This window comes from Carboxydothermus ferrireducens DSM 11255 (assembly GCF_000427565.1).
Taxonomy (GTDB): Bacteria; Bacillota; Z-2901; order Carboxydothermales; family Carboxydothermaceae; genus Carboxydothermus; species Carboxydothermus hydrogenoformans.
In genome coordinates this window covers 34,790-55,081 of sequence record NZ_ATYG01000013.1, presented here as the reverse complement: position 1 = coordinate 55,081, position 20,292 = coordinate 34,790, and the positions used below count along the sequence as shown (strand labels likewise).

Sequence of the window (20,292 nt, the reverse complement as noted above, 5' to 3'; positions counted from 1 at the left end):
CCAAGGATTAACAATTATCACGAAAATTTTAGTCGGAAAGAGGGTGGCGGGTAATGGAAAAGATTGTTCCCAATAGGGAAGAAGCATTTAAACTTTTTAAAGAGTTTAACAAAAGTGAAAGCTTAATTAAACATGCCCTGGCGGTTGAGGCGGTAATGCTGCACTTTGCCGAACTATTTGGCGAAGAAGATAAGGAAAAATGGGGAATTATCGGTTTAGTTCATGACCTTGATTATGAAATGTATCCTAATGAACATTGTAAGAAAGTAAGAGAAATATTGACCGAAAGAAACTGGCCGGAAGATTACATTCGGGCAATAGAAAGCCATGGCTGGAAGATTTGTACTGATGTTGAACCGGTGGAAAAGATGGAAAAAGTACTATATGCAATTGACGAATTAACGGGATTGATTACCGCTACTGCTCTTATGCGGCCAAGTAAAAGCATCCTGGATCTCGAGGTAAAATCGGTAAAGAAAAAATGGAAGCAAAAAGGTTTTGCCGCAGGAGTAAATAGAGAGGTTATTGAAGAGGGCGCAAAAATGCTGGGGATGGAATTAGACAAATTAATCGAAGAAACTATTAAAGGTATGCGGAAAGTAGCAGATGTTATTGGGCTAAAAGGGGAAGTGTAGGAAATAAGCCGAACTAAAAGAAAAAATTACCGAAATAAAAAACAGAATAGCTTTTAAGAAGGTGAGATGCATTGAAAATAATACCCATTGATGAAACCATAAGAAAAGAAGTTTTTAATTTTTTTACCGAGCACTGGGGCGCGCCGATGATGGTAGCTAAAGGAAAGGTGCATTATGTAGATAAACTTCCGGGTTTTGTAGCTTTAGATGAGGGAAAAATAGTGGGATTAATAACTTATCGTATAGAAAACGGGGATTGTGAAATAGTATCCCTTGACAGTTTAAAAGAAAATCAGGGGATAGGCAGTAAACTGGTAGAGTATGTGGTAAGCGAGGCAAAAAGGCACGGCTGCAGAAGAGTCTGGCTTATCACCACCAATGATAATCTAAAGGCGATTCGTTTTTACCAGAAACAGGGATTTAACATGGCGGCTCTTTATTTAAATGCGGTAGAAAAAGCAAGAAAATTAAAACCGGAAATTCCATTATACGGGTTTGACGGCATACCTATTTTGCATGAAATCGAGTTTGAAAAAATATTGGAATAATTATAGACAAAGAACAGATGCAGGAAACAGTGCAGGTAAACCTCAGGTGGTTATAATTCCTATTAACCAGTATGATGAACTAAAAGCAGGAGAATGTTTAAGACCAATCTCCTGCATGGCAATAGCTAAAGTTATAAAACAGTAACTATCTTGATATTTGCTCCAATTACTCATGGTATTGCGGTCTTATGTAAACGTTTCATCTTTAAATTTAAACCATCATCTATCTCAGTCAGATGTATTTTCATGGAAATTATATTAAAGTTTTTTAAGAAAAACAATTTTTAATAGAAAGTTGAATCGGGTTAGGCTGGTTAGAAAAAGAATAGATATTTCAGCAAACCTAAGCCGGAAAAACTGACCTACAGGTTAAAAAGTTAGAATTGTTCGTTAAAGGAAATTAATGTTTTTTGTCGAAAAAATGAATTATGGAAAATATTTTACAAACCTTTAAATTTTGAGAAACCCTGCAGGTTTTATTATTTGCAGGGTTTATTTTTTTAGTTTCAATTGAAAAAAAGGATTAGTTAATTGTTAATCGCTACTTATCTTTAACAAAAAATTAAAAATATAATTATGTACCATAAGTCACAAATACTGTTATTTATGGTATAATAAAACCTGTTAAGCATTTAATGGGCGATTTTTTAACAATAAAAAATATTAAGATAATTCATGATATTTCATATTATAATTTCTATTTTTAAGTAAAAATTGTAGGAGGAAATTTGCAGTGAATAAAAGTTATCTTTATTTAGGAATTACGGTAGTGTTGTTTAGTACGTATGAAGTAGTAGGCAGAGTATTGGCAGGACTGGTTAATCCTTTTCAATTGAATTTTTTAAGATTTTTCTTTGGAGGATTTGTCCTTTTGCCTGTGGCTCTAAATAATATAAAGCGAAAAAATGTAAAACTTACGGGCAGTGATTTTTTGTTTGCATTTTTGATTGGTCTGTTAAATGTGGTTCTAAGTATGTCATTTTTGCAAATAGGTATTAATATGACTAAAGCAAGTCTGGCAGCGGCGATTTTTAGCTCAAATCCGCTCTTTGTGGTGCTTTTTGCTTATTTAATCTTGGATGAAAAATTGAACTTCCAAAAAATCTTGGGGCTTTTTATTGGAATCGTTGGGGTAGTAATTGTCTTTTATAAAGATTTAGAATTAGGAATTTCCCATGTTTATGGAATTCTGATGCTAATTTTAGCTGCGGTAACCTATGGGCTTTACACGGTTTTGGGTAAAAGGTTTTCGCAAAAAACCGACAGTGTAATAATGAATTCTTTTTCCTTTATCCTGGGAAGTGTATTTTTACTACCTATAATCTTACTAAAACACTACCCACTTTTTTTCCTTCAGCCTAAAGCAATTTTACCAATGGCTTATTTGACTTTTTTTGTTACAGGTTTAGCCTATTACACGTATTTTTTGGGTTTAACTAACATTAGTGCAGGGAATGGATCGATGGTGTTTTTTATAAAACCGGTATTGGCAAGCTTTTTTGCTTGGGCAATATTAGGAGAAAAGATAACTTTTGAGTTTATTGCTGGAACGATGGTTATTCTTTTAGGAATATATATAGTCCAATGGGCCGGACAGGTTAACGATGGTGCGACTTGTAAAAAGTTGCGGACTTTAGAAAAATAACTTTAAATAATTAAAGAGGCTTCTGGTTTCCCAGAAGCCTCTTCGCTTTAAGGTGTCTTTTTATTTAGTTTGTAGTGCTGGGGGTTGTATAGATGCAGTTACCGGCCTGTCCCCGGCCCTGGCCTCTAAACTGGCCTTTACCTTGTCCCATACCTCTTCCCTTGCCATAACCGTTGCCGCCGACAGTGGTTTTGTTGATGTGGGCTTTTACCCGCTCAACCATCTGGGATTTTGCTAAATCCGCTTGAGCTTGAGTAATTTTCCCGTCTTTGACAAGCTGGTCTAATTGAGCGGTTCTTTCTTTGACGATAAAGTTTACCAGGTCAGTTTCGCTTTTACCCTTTTCTTTGGCTATCTGGGCCAGGGATTTACCGCTTTGCCGTTCCGTTATTAAAGTAGTAGTGTCAATTCCCAAGAATTTAGCGATGGAATCCAGCATGCTGCCGAAGGTTTGACCAAGCCTTGCCCCGTACCCCTTCATGGTTTGAACTACTGCAGGAGTAGTTGTAGTTGTCTCAGCGGCAAAAATGGTGGCGGGGACTGTTGCCAGTAAAACTCCTCCAATTACTAAACCTGCTGCTAACCTTTTGAACCAATTTTGTTTTTTCATGATATCTACCTCCATAAATTTTTTGTATTTGCCCCTCGTTTGGAGCTTACTTAAATAATAGCCGTAAGGTGTTGTGAACCTTTCAGGAAAGTGTTAAGGAGTTGTCAAGAATTACTGGGAAAGTTTTTTTAACTTGAAACAAGATTTTTCTTGCCTTTTTTCCGAATAGTAGCTAAAATTTTAAAGTAGTTATACATATAACTACTATGGAGGGAGATTTTATTGTTAGAAAAGTTAAAGGCTTTGGGCTTTAGTGAGTATGAGGCAAAAGCTTACCTTGCTTTACTAAACTTGGGGGAAGCTACCGGCTACGAGGTGGCCAAAAACTCCGGGATTCCCCGGTCAATGATATACCAGACCTTGAATAAGCTTATAGAAAAAGGTGCAGTGCAGAAAATTCAAGGTGAACCGGTAAAGTATCTGGCTGAACCGCCACCGGAATATTTGGAGCGGTTAAAAGAGGAGTTTTCCTTAAAAATTAGCGAAGCGAAAAAAGCTTTAGAAGCCTTAACTCCCCCAGGTGCGAAAGAAAGGGTAATCCATTTAAATGGTGAACAAATAGCCGGAAGAATTCGGGAAATGCTCCAGAAAGCAACGAAAAATATTAAATTACTGGCTTCAATGGCAATGGTTTTACCCTACCAGGAGCTGCTGGAAAACGCCAGGCAAAGGCAGGTGGCTGTCGAGTTAACATTGATTGGAAAGGGGGAAGAATTACAGGAATTTGATCCTGTAATCTTAACACCGGAAAAAACGGTTTTAAAAAAAAGAGGAAGCTTGGGGTTTCAGCTGATTATTGATGATGATGAGCTTCTTTTAGCTGAAGAAGGAGGGGAAAATGAGACTATTGGTATATGGACCAGGCATCCGGTAGTAGTCCATTTAGCAGAACACCATTTTTTCCATCATCATGACTTGCCCAAACTTTTTAATGCTTTTCTCAGTGAGATAGAACCAGAGGTTAAGGAACACTACTGGAAAAAGATTAAGGAGCTACAACAAAAACTTGAAATGTAAAGAGGGTGAGAGCTTGGAGCACCAGCGGCATAATTTTGGGGAAAATAAATGGCTTACCATGTTTGTGGTGGTTATAGGCACTTTCATGGCTATCCTCGACACCTCCATCGTCAATATTGCCATTCCCAAGATGATGCAGGTTTTTGCGGTGGGCACCGAAGAAATTCAGTGGGTTTTAACTGGTTATATGTTAGTGATGGGTGTGGTCATTCCCGTTACCGGCTACCTGGGCGATACTTACGGTTATAAAAGATTGTACATTGCTGCCCTCTTTTTCTTTACCTTGGGCTCTGCTTTATGTGGTTTTGCCTGGAGCAATAACTCGATGATTGCTGCCCGGGTAGTTCAGGCCATAGGCGGCGGGATGATGATGCCCGCGTCCATGACGATTATTTTCAATACCTTTCCCAGGGAAGAGCGGGGGATGGCGTTGGGGATCTGGGGGATATCGGTGATGGTAGCCCCGGCCATTGGTCCGACCTTAAGCGGCTATTTAGTGGAGTATTTTAACTGGCGGCTAATTTTTACCATTAACATTCCCATCGGTCTTTTTGGCATGGTCATGGCGCTTCTGTTTTTAAAAGAATCGGTGCGCCGGCCTCATGCTACCTTTGATTTACCAGGTTTTATCACCTCATCGGTGGGATTTTTTGCCCTCCTTTTAGCGCTGAGTAAAGGGACCGATTGGGGCTGGAGTTCGGCCAAAATACTGTTCCTTTTCTGGCTTTCCGCTTTGTCCCTTACGCTTTTTGCTTACTTCGAGCTAAAAAGTCCTGAACCTCTTCTCGATTTAAGCGTCTTAAAAAACCCTACTTTTTCGATGAGCTTAATTATTACCATGATTAATACCATGGGACTTTTTGGTGGCCTTTTTCTTTTTCCTATTTTCTTTGAAAATTTGCGGGGTTATCCGCCGATGGATACGGGGCTCATTATGCTTCCGGCGGCGTTGGCTTCGGGTTTGGTGATGCCTATTGCGGGACGTCTTTTTGACCGTTTTGGGGCAAAGCCAGTAGTGTTATTTGGATTAACCCTGGCGATTATAAGTTCCTATGGCCTATCTCTTACGCACATTAATACCGAACTCTGGTGGTTGCAAACTTTATTAATCATCCGGGCGATGGGGATTGGTTTTTCGATGATGCCGGTAAATACTGCTGGCATGAATGCTCTGCCTAATTATCAGGTGGGGAGAGCATCGGCCATCAATAATACCTTACGTCAGGTAAGTAGTTCTCTGGGGGTGGCGATTATCACCACAATTACCCAGCAACGGGTGGCTTTTCACACTGCCCGTATGGTGGAAGGCTTGAACCAGGCTTCTCCGGTATTTCAGAATACCGTTAATTTCCTTAAAAGTGGCTTGAGCTTTATGGGTGTTTCACCTCTAGTTTCGGTCAAAGGAGCTATGGGGGTAATTGCTATGCGACTTTATCAGGTAGCGTATGCCAAAGCTATTACCGATGCGATCCTGGTTACGGCTTTTATTATGGTTTTTGGGGTTATCCTTACTTTCTTTTTGAAAGAGGAAAGAAAAAACCAGGAAGAAAAAGAAAAATTACCTGTGGCGGAATTTTAAAGGGAGGTGCCGGAATTGAAGAAAAAGTTTTTAGCAATAGTTTTGGTTATTGTGCTTTTAGGAGCCGGTTATGGAATTTATGCTTACCTTGACAGTAAAAATTACGTTACTACCGATGATGCCAAGGTGACTGCCGATATTTACAGTATTGGCGGCAAAACCGGCGGTAAAGTAAAGGAAGTGAAAGTTCAGGAAGGTGATGAGGTAAAAGCAGGTGAGCTTTTAGTAAAATTTGAGGATGATTTAGCTAAAGCTCAGTTAGAGCAGGCCCAGGCGGGATTAAGTGCAGCTCAAATGCAGTTAAAAAAGGTGTTAAAAGGAGCCAGGGTTGAGGATGTAAACGCAGCCAGGGCTTTATATGAACAAGCGCTGGCTGGCTATAATGGGGCCAAGGAATCATACGAGCAGCTAAGTAAAGACATAGATGACCTTCAGAAAAAATATGATGCTTTAAAGCCCTTACTGGCAAATCCAGCTACCCCCCAGGAGGTAAAAGATCAGGCCAATGAACTTTTAAAGCAAATTGCCCAGTTAAAGTACCAGCAGTTAGCGGCCAAGACCCAAATGAATACCGCGCAAGCCGGCGTAAAAGCTGCTAAAAGTAAACTTGATCTGGCACTAAACGGTGCCCAGCTCGAAGACGTCAAAGCAGTAGAAGCTCAAGTTAAAGCCCAGGAAGCAGCTTTAAAACTTGCCAAATTAAACCTGGATGCGACCGAGGTAAAAGCACCGGTAAAAGGTGAGGTAGTCAAAGTCTGGGTAAAGCCCGGGGAAATTTTGGCTCCAGGCCAGGCTGCCGTATCCCTGGCGGACTTTAGTAACCTCTACGTTACCGCTAACATCCTGGAGAAAGAGATAAGCGGGGTTAAGGTTGGAGCTTTGGTTAAAATTTACGTGGATGCTTTGGGGGGGAAAGTCTTATCCGGCAAGGTTGAATCTATAGGCAGGGCAACCCAATCGACCTTTAACCTCTTTTCCGCTGACAGTTTTACCGGAAGCTTTACGAAGGTAAGTCAACGGATACCGATAAAAATTAAGCTTTTGGAAAAGCCGGAAGGGCTTATTCCGGGGCTTTCAGTAACGGTTAAAATTAAAAAATAAGTAGAAAAGCCGGTCTCTTAAGGGACCGGCTTTTTACCCAGATAAGGGAGGATGGTTTTGATAAGCTTTTTGAACAATTCCAATTCATCATGGGAGCATTTAGAAAGCAAGCTTAGCAATTCTGGATCAAGATTTTGCAGAAAATTATAAAATGAAATATTTTCCTGAACTCCGGACGGTTCAAAAGGGGTACTTCCCAAGATAAGGTAATCTAAAGATACATGCAAGCACTGGGCGATGTTAACTAAGACGGGAAGGCTCATTTGCCGCTCTCCCCGTTCTAATTGTCCTACGTAATAATCCGAAAGCCCGAGAATTTCGGCAAATTCTTCCCGGGAAAGCTCAAGCTTTTCCCTTTCTTCCCGAATTCTCTGCCCGATAGCTTTAGTATTGATTTCCAAGTTTGCTCACTCCCTGTGGATATAACTTTATCGGAATTCTTTGTAAAGAAAAATTTGCAATTAGCATAAAAATATTATTGGCAATTAGCATAAAATTATGTAAAATGATGTAAAAAAATATATCGGGAGTGAGCAGGGTGGGTAAAGTGGATAAAATTGAAGTTGCCAGAAATATCTTATATAACGCCGCCAGAATGAACATGAATAAAGAAATTATCCTAAAAATTAGTCAAAAAATAGATCAGTACATAGTGGAACATTTTAACAAAAACAGTAGTCAAAAAGACATTTTGGGAAAAGAGCAGATTGGCAAATAGCATAAAGATATTATTTGCAAAAAGCTTTTTATGTATTAAAATAAAAATATCTGGGGGTAATTTTGCTAAGTTGGGGGCAAAAAGGAAGTGCGAGCGGGAAGAAAGAGCTTGGCCTTTAATTTATTATTAATCGGAGGATTGCTTTTAACATTTATATTATATTTTTTAAAAAAGGATGGAGATTTGATCTGGAACTTTTTTTTAATGTTTCAGGTAATTTGGGCCATAGGGCTTAGTTTGCTTTTTAAAGAAGTAAGCGTTCAAGCAAATACTGACGCGCTTACCGGGCTATTTAATCGAAACTATTTTAATGAGAAGTTATACAATATAAAAACCAAAGGTCCAATTTCCTTAATTTTACTCGACCTTGATAATTTTAAAAATATAAACGACCTTTACGGGCACCTTGCAGGAGATACTGTATTGCAAAAGGTTGCTGAGATTCTAAAAAATGTTACCAGAAAAGTAGATGTTATCGTTCGCTGGGGTGGAGATGAATTTGTGGTTGTGCTTTGGGAAACTGACGAACAGGAAGCTTTAAATATTGCCCGGCGTATTAAAACCCAGATAGAAAACTATGATTTTGTTTTTGGGCAAAGTCGTGTTAGAATTTCCGTAAGTATTGGTATTGCTTCAATGCAGGAAAGCGACTTAAACGATAAAGACCAGCTTTTTAAAACTGCTGATGAGGCACTTTATTTAGCCAAAGGAAAAAAGAAATTAATTACAGTAAGCACTTAAGGCCAAGTTTAAATGATTTTGTAAATAAAAAGAGGCTTCTGGAAAACCAGGAGCCTCTTTTTTCTTAGGTGTTAAGGGTTTTGTAGTACTGTGGGACAGCCCTTTTTGCGTATTCTGTGCTATTATAAGAGCAAGAACTGTTGTTAGAAAGAGGTGTTTTAGCATGGTGAAAAAAATTACCTTTTTAGGATTAATAATCGGAATAATTTTTATAGCAGGCTGCAAGGTCGGTGCCCAACCGGAGAAAGCCAAATGGACTGTAGGGATCTTAGCTGCCAGCGGTATAAAGGCGGAAAAAATCGTGGGTCTTAAGCAAGGTTTAGCGGATTTAGGGATTATCGAGGGAAAAGATGTTAACTATATTATTTTAAATGCCGAAGGTGAGCGGGAACAGCTATTGCCTTTAGCCCGAAAGTTAGTCCATGAAAAGCCGGATGTGCTGGTTGCCACCGGAGGTGTGGAAGCGGATGCCCTGAAAAGAGCAGCTAAGAATCAAGATACTCCCATTGTTTTTATCGGAGCTGCTTCTTCGGTAGAAGGTGGTCTGGTAAAAAGCTTTATCGAACCGGGAGGACAAATTACCGGGGTGGATAATTATCATGCGGAGCTGGCCGGAAAAAGGTTGGAATTGTTAAAGAAGTTGCTGCCGTCGGTGAATAAGGTTATCGTTCTTTATGACCCTAAGGTACCCCCCGGTTATACCAGTTTGAAAATTGTTAAAGATACAGCAAAAGATTTGGGAATAGAAATAAAAACCATAGCAGTAAGTTCAAGGGCTGAATTTAAAGCAAAATTGAACCAACAATCCCTAAAAGGATTTGATGCTATTCTTCCTTTATCCAGTTTTTTGCTGGAAACTTTAACCCAGGATTTATTAAACCTTTCTCTGCAATATAAGATTCCGGTTATGGGTATTTTTGAGCAGGAGGCGGACCGGGGTTATTTTGCAGCTTATGGAGTTTCCATGTACAACCAGGGGTATCAGGGAGCCAGGATTGTAGCCAAAGTACTCCACGGCCAGCAACCGGAACAGATTCCTGTAGAAACACCGGATAATCTGGAATTGGTGGTAAATCTGCGTACAGCAAAGAAGTTAGGACTTAAGCTTAATGCAACCGGATTGAGTTTTGCTAAAACTGTAATTAAGTGAAATTGAGGCGATTTGCGATGAAATTTTGGAACAGGATAAAAATTAAGGTTTTAGCTTTTGGTATTCTTATGTCCATTATACCTCTGGTGTCACTGGCCTATCTTAATGTTCGGGCAGCCGAAAAGGATTTACTGGTATCCATTCAGCAGCGGAATACTGATCTGGTAAAAGGAATTGCTATGGATATCGGTCAGTTGATTTCCGAAATAGAAGATAAAATTTCCGCTGCCGGTAATGTTTTCGGGGAGGCGCTTTTGCAGCAGGACCGGGAAAGTCAGGAAAAATTCCTTTATATCTTTTTACGGGATATACCGGCCGTTGAAGATATTAGTCTATTGGATGCGCGGGGAAGAGAAGTTGCCCGGGTTTCCAAACGGGAAGTAATTACTCCCCAAAAACTGTCCCAAGTAGATCCGGAACTCTTAAGCAAAGAAGGAATGGTCAAAAGCTATCAGACTGCTGACCGGCGAACCATGGTCAGTTTAATCATCCCGGTGAAAAGTTTGTTGACCCGGGAAATTAAAGGTGGTTTTTATGTTCAGGTTAATTTAAGGCCTGTTATGAATACCGTACTGGCCAAGTACGGTAACCAAGACGGCGACATTTTTGTGGTTAATAATGATGGGAAATTAATTGCCCATGAAGATTTCAGACAGGTTTTAAAACAAACTCCGGTAAACTCCAGCCTTGCTGTCCGCCGTTTTATGGAGGGAAAGGAATATGAAGGTACGTTGCCTTTAAGATATGTTTCTTTTAACGGCGAGGAAGTATTGGGGGTTTATGCACCTATAAAAAAATTAGGGTGGGCAGCGGTTATGGAAATCCCGGTTCGTGAAGCTTACAAACCCATTACTGCTTTGAAGTTTAAGTTTCTAATAATAACATTTTTTGTGGTAGTGTTGGTTGTGATAACCTGTATTCTTTTTGCTTTGCGTTTTACGAAACCTATTGAGGTTTTAGAACAGGGAGCCAGGCGGGTGGCTGCCGGAGACCTGAACTTTGTTTTACCCAAAACTACCGATGATGAAATCGGGCAATTGGTAGAAGCTTTTAACTTTATGACGCAACAGATAAAGCAAAAATCTGCAGAACTTATTCAAACGGAAAAAATGGCGGCTTTAGGGTTACTGGCTGCCGGAATAGCCCATGAAATTAATAACCCTTTAGCTACTGTTTCTGCTTATGCTGAAGACCTGTTGGAGAGGATTAATGAAGAAGATGTAAGGGAGCTTCACCGCTCCGGGGAATTGGCGAGATACTTACAGGTAATCTGTAAACAGATCGAGAGGTGCAAAAAAATTACCGGAAGTTTGTTAAATTTTGCCAGACAACCTGCCGGTCATATGATTGACATAAATCTTAACGAATTGCTGGAAGATACTTTGGCCCTGGTTAATCACCGGATTAAACAACTTGGCATTCAGGTTGAGAAAGAATTTAATGTAGATTTGCCTGTGGTTAAAGGGGACCTTTCCCAGCTACAACAGGTTTTGCTCAATATTATCGGTAATGCTCTGGATGCTATGGAAACAACGGGAGGACGGCTTAAACTGGTTACTGAAAAAAGAGAAAAAGATTTAGTAATTAAAATAATCGACACCGGAACAGGCATTGCCCAGGAGGAGCTGAAGAAAGTTTTTGATCCTTTCTATACTACAAAACCGTTGGGTAAAGGTACCGGACTGGGACTATCCATTTGTTATGGTATTGTTAAAGAAATGAAGGGGGATATTCAAATTAGCAGCAGTTTAGGTAAGGGAACAACGGTAACTATTATTTTACCGATGGAGCGGAAAGAAGGTGAGAAAGATGAAGGAAACAATTAAAGTTCTGGTAGTTGATGATGAGGAAAATTTTCGGGATTTGCTTATTCAACGGTTAACCCGGAAAGGCTATGGAGTTAAGGGAGCGGCAACCGGTGAAGAGGCTCTCCAATTTTTAAAGGAAGAAACTTTTCATTTAGCAATTTTTGATATTAAAATGCCGGGAATGGATGGAATAGAACTGCTGCAACGGGCCAGGCAATTAGATGAAAATCTTCAGGTGATTATCCTTACCGGGCACGGTACCATAGAATCGGCTATTGGAGCGATGAAGCTTGGGGCTTATGATTATTTAACCAAACCCTGTAATCTGGCAGAGCTGGAAATTACCCTGCAAAAAGCTTACGAGAAAAGGCAGTTACTGGAAGAAAATTTGGGGATGAAAGAAGTTTTGCGCAGGGATAGAAGTTCCAAAGTAATTGTAGGTAAAAGTCAAGCCATTACCAGGGTGCTGGAGTTAGCGAAAAAGGTGGCGGCTTCCGACTCACCGGTGCTGATTGAGGGAGAAAGCGGTACCGGTAAGGAATTAATTGTCAATGCGATTCACCAGTGGAGCAATAGAGCCCAACAACCGCTGGTAGCTATCAACTCCGGAGCCCTACCGGCCCAACTTCTGGAAAGCGAGCTCTTCGGTTATGAAAAAGGGGCTTTTACCGGAGCCACAACTACAAAAATCGGTTTAATTGAAAGCGCTCACCGCGGGACTTTGTTTTTAGATGAAATCGGGGAAATGGAACTGGGATTACAGGTAAAACTTTTGCGGTTTCTGGAAACCGGTGAATTCCGGCGAGTTGGTGATATACGCTTACGCAAAGTGGATGTTCGGGTAATAGCGGCTACCAACCGGAATCTGGAGGAAGAAGTGGCGAAAGGTAATTTCCGGGAAGATTTATATTACCGGCTGAATGTCATTAAGATACGGGTTCCTCCTCTGCGGGAGCGAAAAGAAGATATTCCCTTACTGGTTGAGTACTTTTTGCAAAAGGCGGGTAACGGGGTAAAAAAGGAACTTACTCCGGATGCTTTGCAGGCACTTATGAGTTACGATTATCCCGGGAATGTTCGGGAACTTTTCAATATCCTGGAACGGGGGCTGTTGCTCAGCACCGGGGATAAAATCCAAAAGGAAGACCTTTTTGGCTGTCTTCCCCGGGAAGAGGCACCGAAAAAGATTTATACTCTGGAAGAAATGGAAAAAAGATATATTAAACAGGTTTTAGAGGCGGTTCAATGGAATAAAACCAAGGCCGCCGAACTTTTAGGAATTAGCGTCCGCAATCTTTATCGTAAAATTGAGGAATACCAATTAAAGAAATAACTTAAAACGTTACTTGCCATCCATGACATTTTGTCACAGCAAATGACAAATTGTCATGGATTTTTTTTATCTCTATCCCGATTTTTGAGCCTTTTGGGGTTGGTATAGTTTTTGCTTAAAAAGTTTATGAAAAATTAAACTCTCCGGAGAGGGATATTTGTGAGATATTGTTCAAGTAGCACCGGCCTTTGACGATTAAATTTTACAACCTATTTAGTTGTTTGGAAAGGAGAATAAGCAGTGAGCTCAGACAAGAAATGGGCAATGGTAATTGATTTGCAAAAATGTATTGGCTGTGATACCTGTACGGTGGCCTGCAAAGCCGAAAACCGTACGCCACCGGGAATATCGTACAATGTTGTCATTGAAGAGGAGAAGGGGATTTTCCCCAATGTTACTAAAATTCATATTCCGAGACCGTGTATGCAATGTGACCGACCTGCTTGTGTTCAAGTTTGTCCGGTAAAAGCAACCTATAAAATGGAAAACGGAATTGTTGCCATCGACTATGACCGCTGTATTGGTTGCCGCTATTGTATTGTAAGCTGTCCTTACGGAGCCAGGTCTTTTGATTTTGGTGAGGATTACAGCCGGGAGATGATTGGCTACAACGAAGTGCAGGCGCCGGAATACGGTATCGACCGCGGCAAACGGGAGAAAGGTAAATCGCCAATAGGGAATGTTCGCAAATGTATGTTTTGCTACCACCGGTTACAGCGCGGAGAAGAACCGGCCTGTGTTGAGGTTTGTTTGGGAGATGCCCGCTATTTTGGCGATCTTAACGATCCGGAAAGTGTGGTATCCAAATTGGCTGCAAGTCCCAGGGCCTTCGTTCTTCAGGAAGAAATGGGAACCAAACCCAGGGTCATATATCTGAAATAAATTAAAAAGAGGGAGGATGAGGGTGCGGTGAAAAGCAGCATACGATTGACTAAAGCCTGGTATGGGGTACTCGTTATATTAATGGCGCTCGGTGGCTGGGCGATTATCGAACGAATTCGAGGCGGTTTGGCCGTTACTAATTTGACCAGTACCACGCCGTGGGGAGCCTGGGTAGCCTTTTATATCTTTTTTGTGGGTTTAAGTGCCGGGTCTTTTCTTCTCTCGACTATGATTTTTGTGTTTAAAATGGAACAATATGAGAAAATTGGTCGGGATGCTTTGCTGGTTGCCATTCTCAGCATGGTTTTAGCTATGTGTTTTATTTTGATAGATTTGGGAAGAATGGAGCGCTTCTGGCATGCTTTACGTTACTGGAATTTCACCAGTATCCTGGCCTGGGAAGTTCGGTTTTATGTAGTTTATATTGGTTTATTAATGGCTGAACTTTATTTTTCCATGCGACAGGATTTAATTCGGGCTGCTCAAGGCAGTGGGTGGCAAGCAGCTTTAGCCCGTTTTCTTACCTTTGGCAGTACCGACCTGACCGTTGCTTCCAAACAGCGGGACCATCGTTTGTTGAAAATATTAGGTTCAATCGGAATTCCCGTTGCTATTTTTGGAGTCCACGGCGGAACGGGAACGCTTTTCGCAGTAGCCAAAGCTCGACCTTTTTGGAATAGCGGGCTTTTTCCGGTAATCTTTGTGGTTTCGGCTTTGGTTTCGGGAACCGCGTTATTACTGGCAATTTATGTGATCCGGAGCAAAGTGATGGGGCGTGAGGTAGATAAGGAAATGGTTAAGTCCCTGGCGGGACTCTTAACCCTTTTTCTGTTTATCGATTTAGGATTGGAATTTTACGAATTTTTTGTGGGCGCCTATGGACTTAAGCATACGGAACTGGCTACCATCGAAACTATTTTTCGGAGTCCGTTTTCCTGGTCGTTCTGGTGGGTACAGCTGTTTCTGGGAGTAGTTGTTCCACTGTTTATTTTCTTTCACCCCAGGCTGAAAGAATCGGTAAATGCTATTGCCCTGGCGGCTATTTTGGTGGTAATCGGCATTTTAGGCGTACGGTTTAACATTGTGGTACCTGCTTTAATTGTCCCGGTGTTGCCGGGATTGCCCTGGGGTTATTATTATCCTACGCTTGTTGAATGGCTTAGTAGTTTAGGAATAGTGGCTTTCGGTCTGTTTTTGTATACAGTGGCAATTAAAGCATTACCAATAGATACCGTTGAAGAATTAAGGGAGGGAAAATAATATGGATCAACAAAAGAAGCCGGTTAAAATCAGCCGAAGAAGTTTTCTTAAAACCAGCGCTGTTTTGGCGGGAGTAGGTTTGGTAGCTCCCGCAGCCTTGGGGTCTGAGCAGTCGGCGGTTGAAACCTGGTTTTTAGATGATCCTCACGGGACGGGCAAAGAGGTCCTGGATTACGGTGCCGAAGATGTTATTTATACCACCTGCGAACAGTGTAATACCCATTGTACTATAAAAGCGGTTATAACCCCTGCTAAAGGAAACGGTCCTACTTCTTATATCAGAAAGATAGCCGGCAACCCTTATAGTCCGCTTAACATGCAACCTTTTGGTCAGATTCCTTACGGGACACCTGTGGATGAGGCAGCAAAAGGTAGCGGTGATATAGCCAAGGAGGGAAGAGGCTTCCGGGGCGGACTGACCTGTCTTAAAGGCCAGGCCGGTATCCAAACTGCTTATGATGCTTTGCGAGTGCAAAAGCCTCTAAAAAGGGTTGGCCCCCGGGGAAGCGGGCAATGGCAAAGTATTAGCTGGGAACAAGCGTTAAAGGAAATTGTCTATGGCAGCCCCGATCTGGGAACTCCAGGGCTAAAGAGCATCTGGGCCTTTGTTCCCGAAGAGAAGGTAATGGCCGATTGGGAAAAAGTAAAAAAAGGAGAGATGTCCCAGGAAGAATTTGATGCGAAGTATAAAGATGTGCTTATCGATACTAAACATCCGGATTTGGGGCCCAAGGCCAATCAAATTGTAGGTTTTTTTGGAGACCGGCGGGATTTTTTCAAAGAACGTTTCTGGAGCCAAACCCTTGGCAGCATTAACAGCCTTGATCATGGAGGAATTTGTGGTGTTAACGGTGTAATCGGAAATGTACAGTCTTTTAACACAGAAAAACCGAAAAAGCGCATGTACGCCGATGTGGATAATGCTGAGTTTCTAATTGTCTGGGGAACCGACCCGCTGGTGGCCAATAAAGGGCCAACTTGGCTTGCGCCCAAAATTATGAATGCTCTTAAAAGAGGGATGAAGCTGGCGGTGGTGGACCCAAGATTGAGTCGGATTGCTGAAAAGGCACACATCTGGGTACCGATTAAACCGGGAACCGACGCGGCTTTAGCTCTGGGTATGGCCCGCTGGATTATAGAAAACAAGCGTTATGACTTAAGATACTTAACCAATCCCAACAAGGAGGCAGCAAAAGCTGACGGGGAACCGACCTGGTCCGATGCAACTTATTTGGTCAATCTGACCGCAAAAGGAAAGCCAAAGCTAAGGGCCAGTGATCTCGGAATTGGAACTAAAGAACAGTTTGTGGTAATCCAGAATGGCAAGCCAGTACCCCATGACCAGGCTACCGAAGGACAATTGGAAGTGGATACGGTTATTAACGGCATTCATGTCAAGTCGGTGTTTACCCTGTTTAAAGAGCGGGTTATGGAGTACACCATTGAGGAATATGCCAAGATTTGCGAAATCGACCCGCAGCTGATTATCGAACTGGCCCGGGAGTTTACTTCCCATGGGAAAAAAGCGGCTATAACTTCCTACCGGGGTCCGGCAATGCATACCAATGGTTTCTATAATCTCCGGGCTATTAACTGCCTTAACCACCTGATCGGCAACTATGACTGGAAAGGGGGCAGTATGAGCACCGGAGCGAAGTTCAATCCTTTCGAAGGTAGGTATGATTTGTTAAAAGTGCCGAAAGGATTTAAAGCCTGGGGCATTCCGCTGGTACGTAACAAGGTTGCCTATGAAAAGACAACTCTTTTTGAGCGGGATGGTTACCCGGCCAAGCGTCCCTGGTTTCAGTACTCCGGAAATAACATTCAGGAGGCCTTACCCAGTGCTGCTGAAGGTTATCCATACCCTATCAAAGCCCTGTTCATCCACCGGATTTCTCCTTTATTATCGGTGCCGGTGGGAAAAGCTCATAAAGAGATCTTAAAAGACCAGAAAGCTATTCCCCTTTTGGTGGTATCCGATGTGGTAATCAGTGAAACAGCTACTTATGCCGATTATATTTTGCCCGATTTAACTTATCTGGAACGCTGGGGCTTTGAAACCATATACCCCAATTTTCCCCTGAAAGAAACCCATATTCAACAGCCGGTAACCCGGGTTTATCCTGAAGCCCGGCAGATGGAGGACTTCTTTATTGAGCTGGCCAAGGAGTTAAAGCTGCCGGGGGTGGGAGCTGGGGCTTTTCCGGACGGCAGTTCCCTGGACAGAGCCGAGGACTTTTACCTGAAGCTGGTGGCGAATATTGCCTATGATGGAAAGGAGCCGGTACCGGAAGCGGATGATAAAGAACTGTTAATCTTTGAAAGGGCAAGGAAAAAAGCGCTGGGGAAGTTTTTTGATCTGGAGGCCTGGAAACGGGCGGTAAAGCCGGAAGAGTGGCGCCGGGTGGTCTATGTTCTTAATCGGGGAGGTAGATTTGAAGAAAAAGGGAATGAATATGATGGTCCGTACCTTAAGTATAAATTAGCTTCTGAGGTTAATTTTTACTCCGAAAAAGTGGCTAAAGGTAAGCACTCATATACCGGCAAGCCTTTTGATGGTCTTCCCCGAATTGAAGAAATCGCCCATTACAATGGACAAAGGGTGGAAAATGAGGGTTATCCCCTAATTTTAATTACCTGGAAGGCAAGACATATCGGAACTCACCGTAATATCAGCGATGCTTGGTTACGGGAAATTGAGGCGGAAAATTACGTTTGGATTAATCCGGAAGATGCTAAAAAACGCGGGATTAACTCCGGAAATACCATCAAAATTATATCTCCAAACTTTGAAGTGCAAGGTAAGGCCCTGGTAACTAATGGCATTAAACCCGGAGTAGTGGGATGCAGTTATAATTACGGCCACTTTGCTTATGGCGCAGCACCGGTGATAATTGACGGCAAAAAGATACCTGCCGTTCAACCTTACGGTCATACAAAATGGGTAGCTGGAGTTAGTGATACCGGATTTGCGTTGGGCAGAGGTACCGGTTTTTCGGTAAATGATGTTCAATTAGTGGATGTGGCCTTGAAAAATGCTTGCTTGTCCGATCCTATTGGCGGCGGAGCCAGTGAATTGGATACCAGAGTGGAAATAATCAAGGTTTAAGTTTTTGAAAAATCAGGCTTCTGGGCAGAACCAGAAGCCTTTTTAATTATAAAATCCAGAATATTAGAGTATTTTACAAGATTTAATTTCATTAGAAGTATTTTTCCGCGCAGGGAATCGGTTACCAAAATACGCTTTACGGTAAAGGGGTTATTATTTTGCGGAATATTGCCAGCTAAAGCTATTTTAAATCCATTTTCTTTAAGACGACTTATAAACCAGGTATTATAGTTGCCGTGGGGATAGCAAAAGATTTCTGGTCTAATTCCTGTTTCATATGAAATGCGTTCAACGGAGAGCATTAAGTCTTTATTTACCCTTTTTTCAGCTTCCTGCCATGTTTCCATTCTTTTTTGAGTTGCAAGATAAATTGGCCCTAAAAAGGGATAATTTTTCTTTTTATTTTTACCGGTAATAACTTTATTATGGCTATCGTAGGTATGAGAGCCAAAATAGATTAAACCGGACTTGGCCATTTCTCGAACTTCAGCCCAGTTTAGATAGCCTTTTATGGGATCGTTATGGTTTTTTGCCTGGTCAATACGGGCAACAATTAAGTTAATTTCGGCCGGAATCCGGTATTTTTTTAGAATAGGGAAAGCATACAGGTAATTGTTGCGGTAGCCGTCATCAAAGGTTATTAAAAATTCTTTCCCGGATGGTTTATAGCCGTTATAGTAAAAGTCAATAAGCTTTTCGGCAGAGATGGGTTTGTAGCCGGCATTTAATAAAGTTTTTATCTGGTTTTCAAAGGTTTCAACCCTGATATTGTAAAGATGATTAACTTTACCCCAGGCATTATCTGGAACTACTCCGTGATATTCCAGGACCAGAATACTGGAAGAAGAGGAAGAAGGCGTGCATCCGGAAAAGATAAAAATAAAAAGGAAAAGCAAAAATGCGGCAAAAACTTTTCTTAACATTTGATATCCCTTCTTTTGCCAGATAGATAATATTGCTCTAAAAGGAGCCTTGAAAAGTTCACAAATGTTCCTAATAACATTCCGCCAATTACATCTGAAGGGTAATGGTGGCCTACATAGATCCGGGAAAAGGCCATTAAAAGCGAATAAACAATTGCCAGCAATCCTAAAGAAGGGGAAAGGGTGTAAATGCCAAGGGCTAAAGTAAAACCTCCCGTTACATGGTCGGACGGGAAGGAGCTGTCCGGCTGGTGGGCATACAATAAATGAACTTTATGGCTAATAAAAGGACGGGGGCGATAATAGATTTTGCCGGTGATACCTGCAATACCTAAGGCAATTAACCCGGTGAAGCCAATCTTAAATACCTCGATTTTTGCTTTTTTTGAACCGGTTAAAAAGATTCCTAAAAGGATTAATCCGTAAAAAAATATGCCGTATTTGGAAATGTAAATCATAAGTTTATCTAATACGATACTATGACCGGCAAGATTATTGATTGCCTGGAAAATTGTATAGTCCATTATTTCACTCCTAAACTGTGAAGCTGGTTTATGGTTACAAACTGATACCCTGCATCTTTATATTGTTTAATCACCTGCGGCAGCGCTTTAATAGTTTTACTGCGGTCAAGGCGGCCGTCATGGGCTAAAATTATTACTTTATTTTTAGGTACTAAAAAATTTGTTTTCTTTTTATCTATTACACTTTCTACGCAAATATCCCACATTACCAGGGTTTTCTTATTTCGAGCTAAAATTTTATAAAGGTAAACCGGGCGACGCCCGCGGGGTGGGCGAAAAAAAGCAGGAGTATAATGGGTTTTTGCATATACCACTGCATCGGTTTTTTTGATTTCTAAATCTAAATTGGTATTGTCCTTAAAATAATTAAGAACAGGATGGGTAAAAGTGTGGTTTTCAATTTCATTGCCCTGGAAATAAATTTCTTTTATTAAATCCGGGTATTTGGCAGCGTTTTGGCCGACAACAAAAAAGGTTGCTGGAATTTTTTCTTTTCTTAATATTTTTAAGACCTGCGGTGTAAAGCGCGGATCAGGACCGTCATCAAAGGTCAGGGCACAATATTTTTTAGGTGGTGCGGGCTTTGTTACTGTTTTCATGTTGCCAAGGATCCGAAAGTGAGGTATCGAGAATAAACTTAAGAGAAGTAGAATAATCGTAACAAGCTTTCTGTTCCTGTTTACCATACAAATCTTTCCTTTAACAATAT

General features: G+C 41.3%; 19 protein-coding genes. 14 read left to right on the top strand and 5 right to left on the bottom strand.

The window, feature by feature from the left end:
• The first annotated feature begins 53 nt into the window (after window positions 1–53).
• The 3 genes from CARFE_RS0105650 to CARFE_RS0105640 all read left to right on the top strand — a co-directional run bounded on the left by CARFE_RS0105650 (window position 54) and on the right by CARFE_RS0105640 (window position 2,828).
• The gene (locus CARFE_RS0105650; protein WP_028052046.1) at window positions 54–635 is read left to right on the top strand and encodes an HDIG domain-containing metalloprotein; all 582 of its coding nucleotides are present in this window, start codon (window positions 54–56) and stop codon (window positions 633–635) included.
• 71 nt (window positions 636–706) lie between these two features.
• Window positions 707–1,183, top strand: a complete 477-nt coding sequence (locus CARFE_RS0105645) for a GNAT family N-acetyltransferase (protein WP_028052045.1) — start codon at window positions 707–709, stop codon at window positions 1,181–1,183.
• A 733-nt stretch (window positions 1,184–1,916) separates the two neighbouring features.
• The gene (locus CARFE_RS0105640) at window positions 1,917–2,828 is read left to right on the top strand and encodes a DMT family transporter (RefSeq protein ID WP_028052044.1); all 912 of its coding nucleotides are present in this window, start codon (window positions 1,917–1,919) and stop codon (window positions 2,826–2,828) included.
• Between the two features lie 64 nt (window positions 2,829–2,892).
• Here the strand turns inward: CARFE_RS0105640 and CARFE_RS15520 are convergent, their stop codons facing one another.
• On the bottom strand, window positions 2,893–3,438 hold the full coding sequence (locus CARFE_RS15520; RefSeq protein WP_051250185.1) for a hypothetical protein: 546 nt from the start codon (window positions 3,436–3,438) through the stop codon (window positions 2,893–2,895).
• Window positions 3,439–3,660: 222 nt separating this feature from the next.
• On the opposite strand from CARFE_RS15520, the gene CARFE_RS0105630 reads away from it, so the two are divergent.
• The 3 genes from CARFE_RS0105630 to CARFE_RS0105620 are packed head-to-tail and all read left to right on the top strand — an operon-like array spanning window position 3,661 to window position 7,135.
• Entirely contained in the window at window positions 3,661–4,455 is a 795-nt protein-coding gene (locus tag CARFE_RS0105630) for a TrmB family transcriptional regulator (RefSeq protein ID WP_028052043.1), read from the top strand.
• A 13-nt stretch (window positions 4,456–4,468) separates the two neighbouring features.
• Window positions 4,469–6,034 carry a DHA2 family efflux MFS transporter permease subunit gene (locus CARFE_RS0105625; RefSeq protein WP_028052042.1) on the top strand — a complete coding sequence of 522 codons (1,566 nt, stop codon included), beginning with the start codon at window positions 4,469–4,471 and terminating at the stop codon, window positions 6,032–6,034.
• A 15-nt stretch (window positions 6,035–6,049) separates the two neighbouring features.
• Window positions 6,050–7,135, top strand: a complete 1,086-nt coding sequence (locus tag CARFE_RS0105620; RefSeq protein WP_028052041.1) for an HlyD family secretion protein — start codon at window positions 6,050–6,052, stop codon at window positions 7,133–7,135.
• A gap of 17 nt (window positions 7,136–7,152) precedes the next feature.
• On the opposite strand, the gene CARFE_RS0105615 is transcribed toward CARFE_RS0105620, so the two are convergent.
• Window positions 7,153–7,536: a helix-turn-helix domain-containing protein gene (locus CARFE_RS0105615; protein WP_028052040.1), complete on the bottom strand. Its 384-nt coding sequence runs from the start codon at window positions 7,534–7,536 to the stop codon at window positions 7,153–7,155.
• A 137-nt stretch (window positions 7,537–7,673) separates the two neighbouring features.
• Here CARFE_RS0105615 and CARFE_RS0105610 point away from each other — a divergent pair, with 137 nt between their 5' ends.
• The 8 genes from CARFE_RS0105610 to CARFE_RS0105570 all read left to right on the top strand — a co-directional run bounded on the left by CARFE_RS0105610 (window position 7,674) and on the right by CARFE_RS0105570 (window position 18,136).
• A complete protein-coding gene (locus CARFE_RS0105610) occupies window positions 7,674–7,853 on the top strand; it encodes an aspartyl-phosphate phosphatase Spo0E family protein (protein ID WP_028052039.1) in 180 nt (59 codons plus the stop codon).
• A 204-nt stretch (window positions 7,854–8,057) separates the two neighbouring features.
• Window positions 8,058–8,594, top strand: a complete 537-nt coding sequence (locus CARFE_RS14420) for a GGDEF domain-containing protein (RefSeq protein WP_154652727.1) — start codon at window positions 8,058–8,060, stop codon at window positions 8,592–8,594.
• 163 nt (window positions 8,595–8,757) lie between these two features.
• Window positions 8,758–9,744 (top strand): ABC transporter substrate-binding protein, encoded by a 987-nt coding sequence (locus CARFE_RS0105595; RefSeq protein WP_028052038.1) that lies wholly within the window; start codon window positions 8,758–8,760, stop codon window positions 9,742–9,744.
• A gap of 17 nt (window positions 9,745–9,761) precedes the next feature.
• Window positions 9,762–11,570, top strand: coding sequence for a sensor histidine kinase (locus CARFE_RS15515; RefSeq protein ID WP_028052037.1), 1,809 nt, complete (start codon window positions 9,762–9,764; stop codon window positions 11,568–11,570).
• Window positions 11,554–12,885, top strand: coding sequence for a sigma-54-dependent transcriptional regulator (locus tag CARFE_RS0105585; RefSeq protein WP_028052036.1), 1,332 nt, complete (start codon window positions 11,554–11,556; stop codon window positions 12,883–12,885). Before CARFE_RS15515 ends, CARFE_RS0105585 begins: the two co-directional genes overlap by 17 nt.
• Before the next feature lie 240 nt (window positions 12,886–13,125).
• Entirely contained in the window at window positions 13,126–13,767 is a 642-nt protein-coding gene (locus CARFE_RS0105580; RefSeq protein WP_028052035.1) for a 4Fe-4S dicluster domain-containing protein, read from the top strand.
• Between the two features lie 27 nt (window positions 13,768–13,794).
• Complete coding sequence (nrfD, locus tag CARFE_RS0105575; RefSeq protein ID WP_028052034.1) at window positions 13,795–15,027, top strand: NrfD/PsrC family molybdoenzyme membrane anchor subunit; 1,233 nt, start codon at window positions 13,795–13,797, stop codon at window positions 15,025–15,027.
• Between the two features lies 1 nt (window position 15,028).
• Entirely contained in the window at window positions 15,029–18,136 is a 3,108-nt protein-coding gene (locus tag CARFE_RS0105570; protein WP_028052033.1) for a molybdopterin-dependent oxidoreductase, read from the top strand.
• Here CARFE_RS0105570 and CARFE_RS0105565 read toward each other — a convergent pair.
• Genes CARFE_RS0105565 through CARFE_RS14405 form a run of 3 tightly spaced genes read right to left on the bottom strand, consistent with a single transcriptional unit; the run spans window position 18,133 to window position 20,182 of the window.
• The gene (locus CARFE_RS0105565) at window positions 18,133–19,059 is read right to left on the bottom strand and encodes a polysaccharide deacetylase family protein (RefSeq protein ID WP_028052032.1); all 927 of its coding nucleotides are present in this window, start codon (window positions 19,057–19,059) and stop codon (window positions 18,133–18,135) included. The genes CARFE_RS0105570 and CARFE_RS0105565 overlap by 4 nt on opposite strands.
• Window positions 19,053–19,583: an undecaprenyl-diphosphatase gene (locus CARFE_RS14410; RefSeq protein WP_051250183.1), complete on the bottom strand. Its 531-nt coding sequence runs from the start codon at window positions 19,581–19,583 to the stop codon at window positions 19,053–19,055. Before CARFE_RS14410 ends, CARFE_RS0105565 begins: the two co-directional genes overlap by 7 nt.
• Window positions 19,583–20,182, bottom strand: a complete 600-nt coding sequence (locus CARFE_RS14405) for a polysaccharide deacetylase family protein (RefSeq protein WP_051250182.1) — start codon at window positions 20,180–20,182, stop codon at window positions 19,583–19,585. Before CARFE_RS14405 ends, CARFE_RS14410 begins: the two co-directional genes overlap by 1 nt.
• Window positions 20,183–20,292 lie beyond the last annotated feature (110 nt).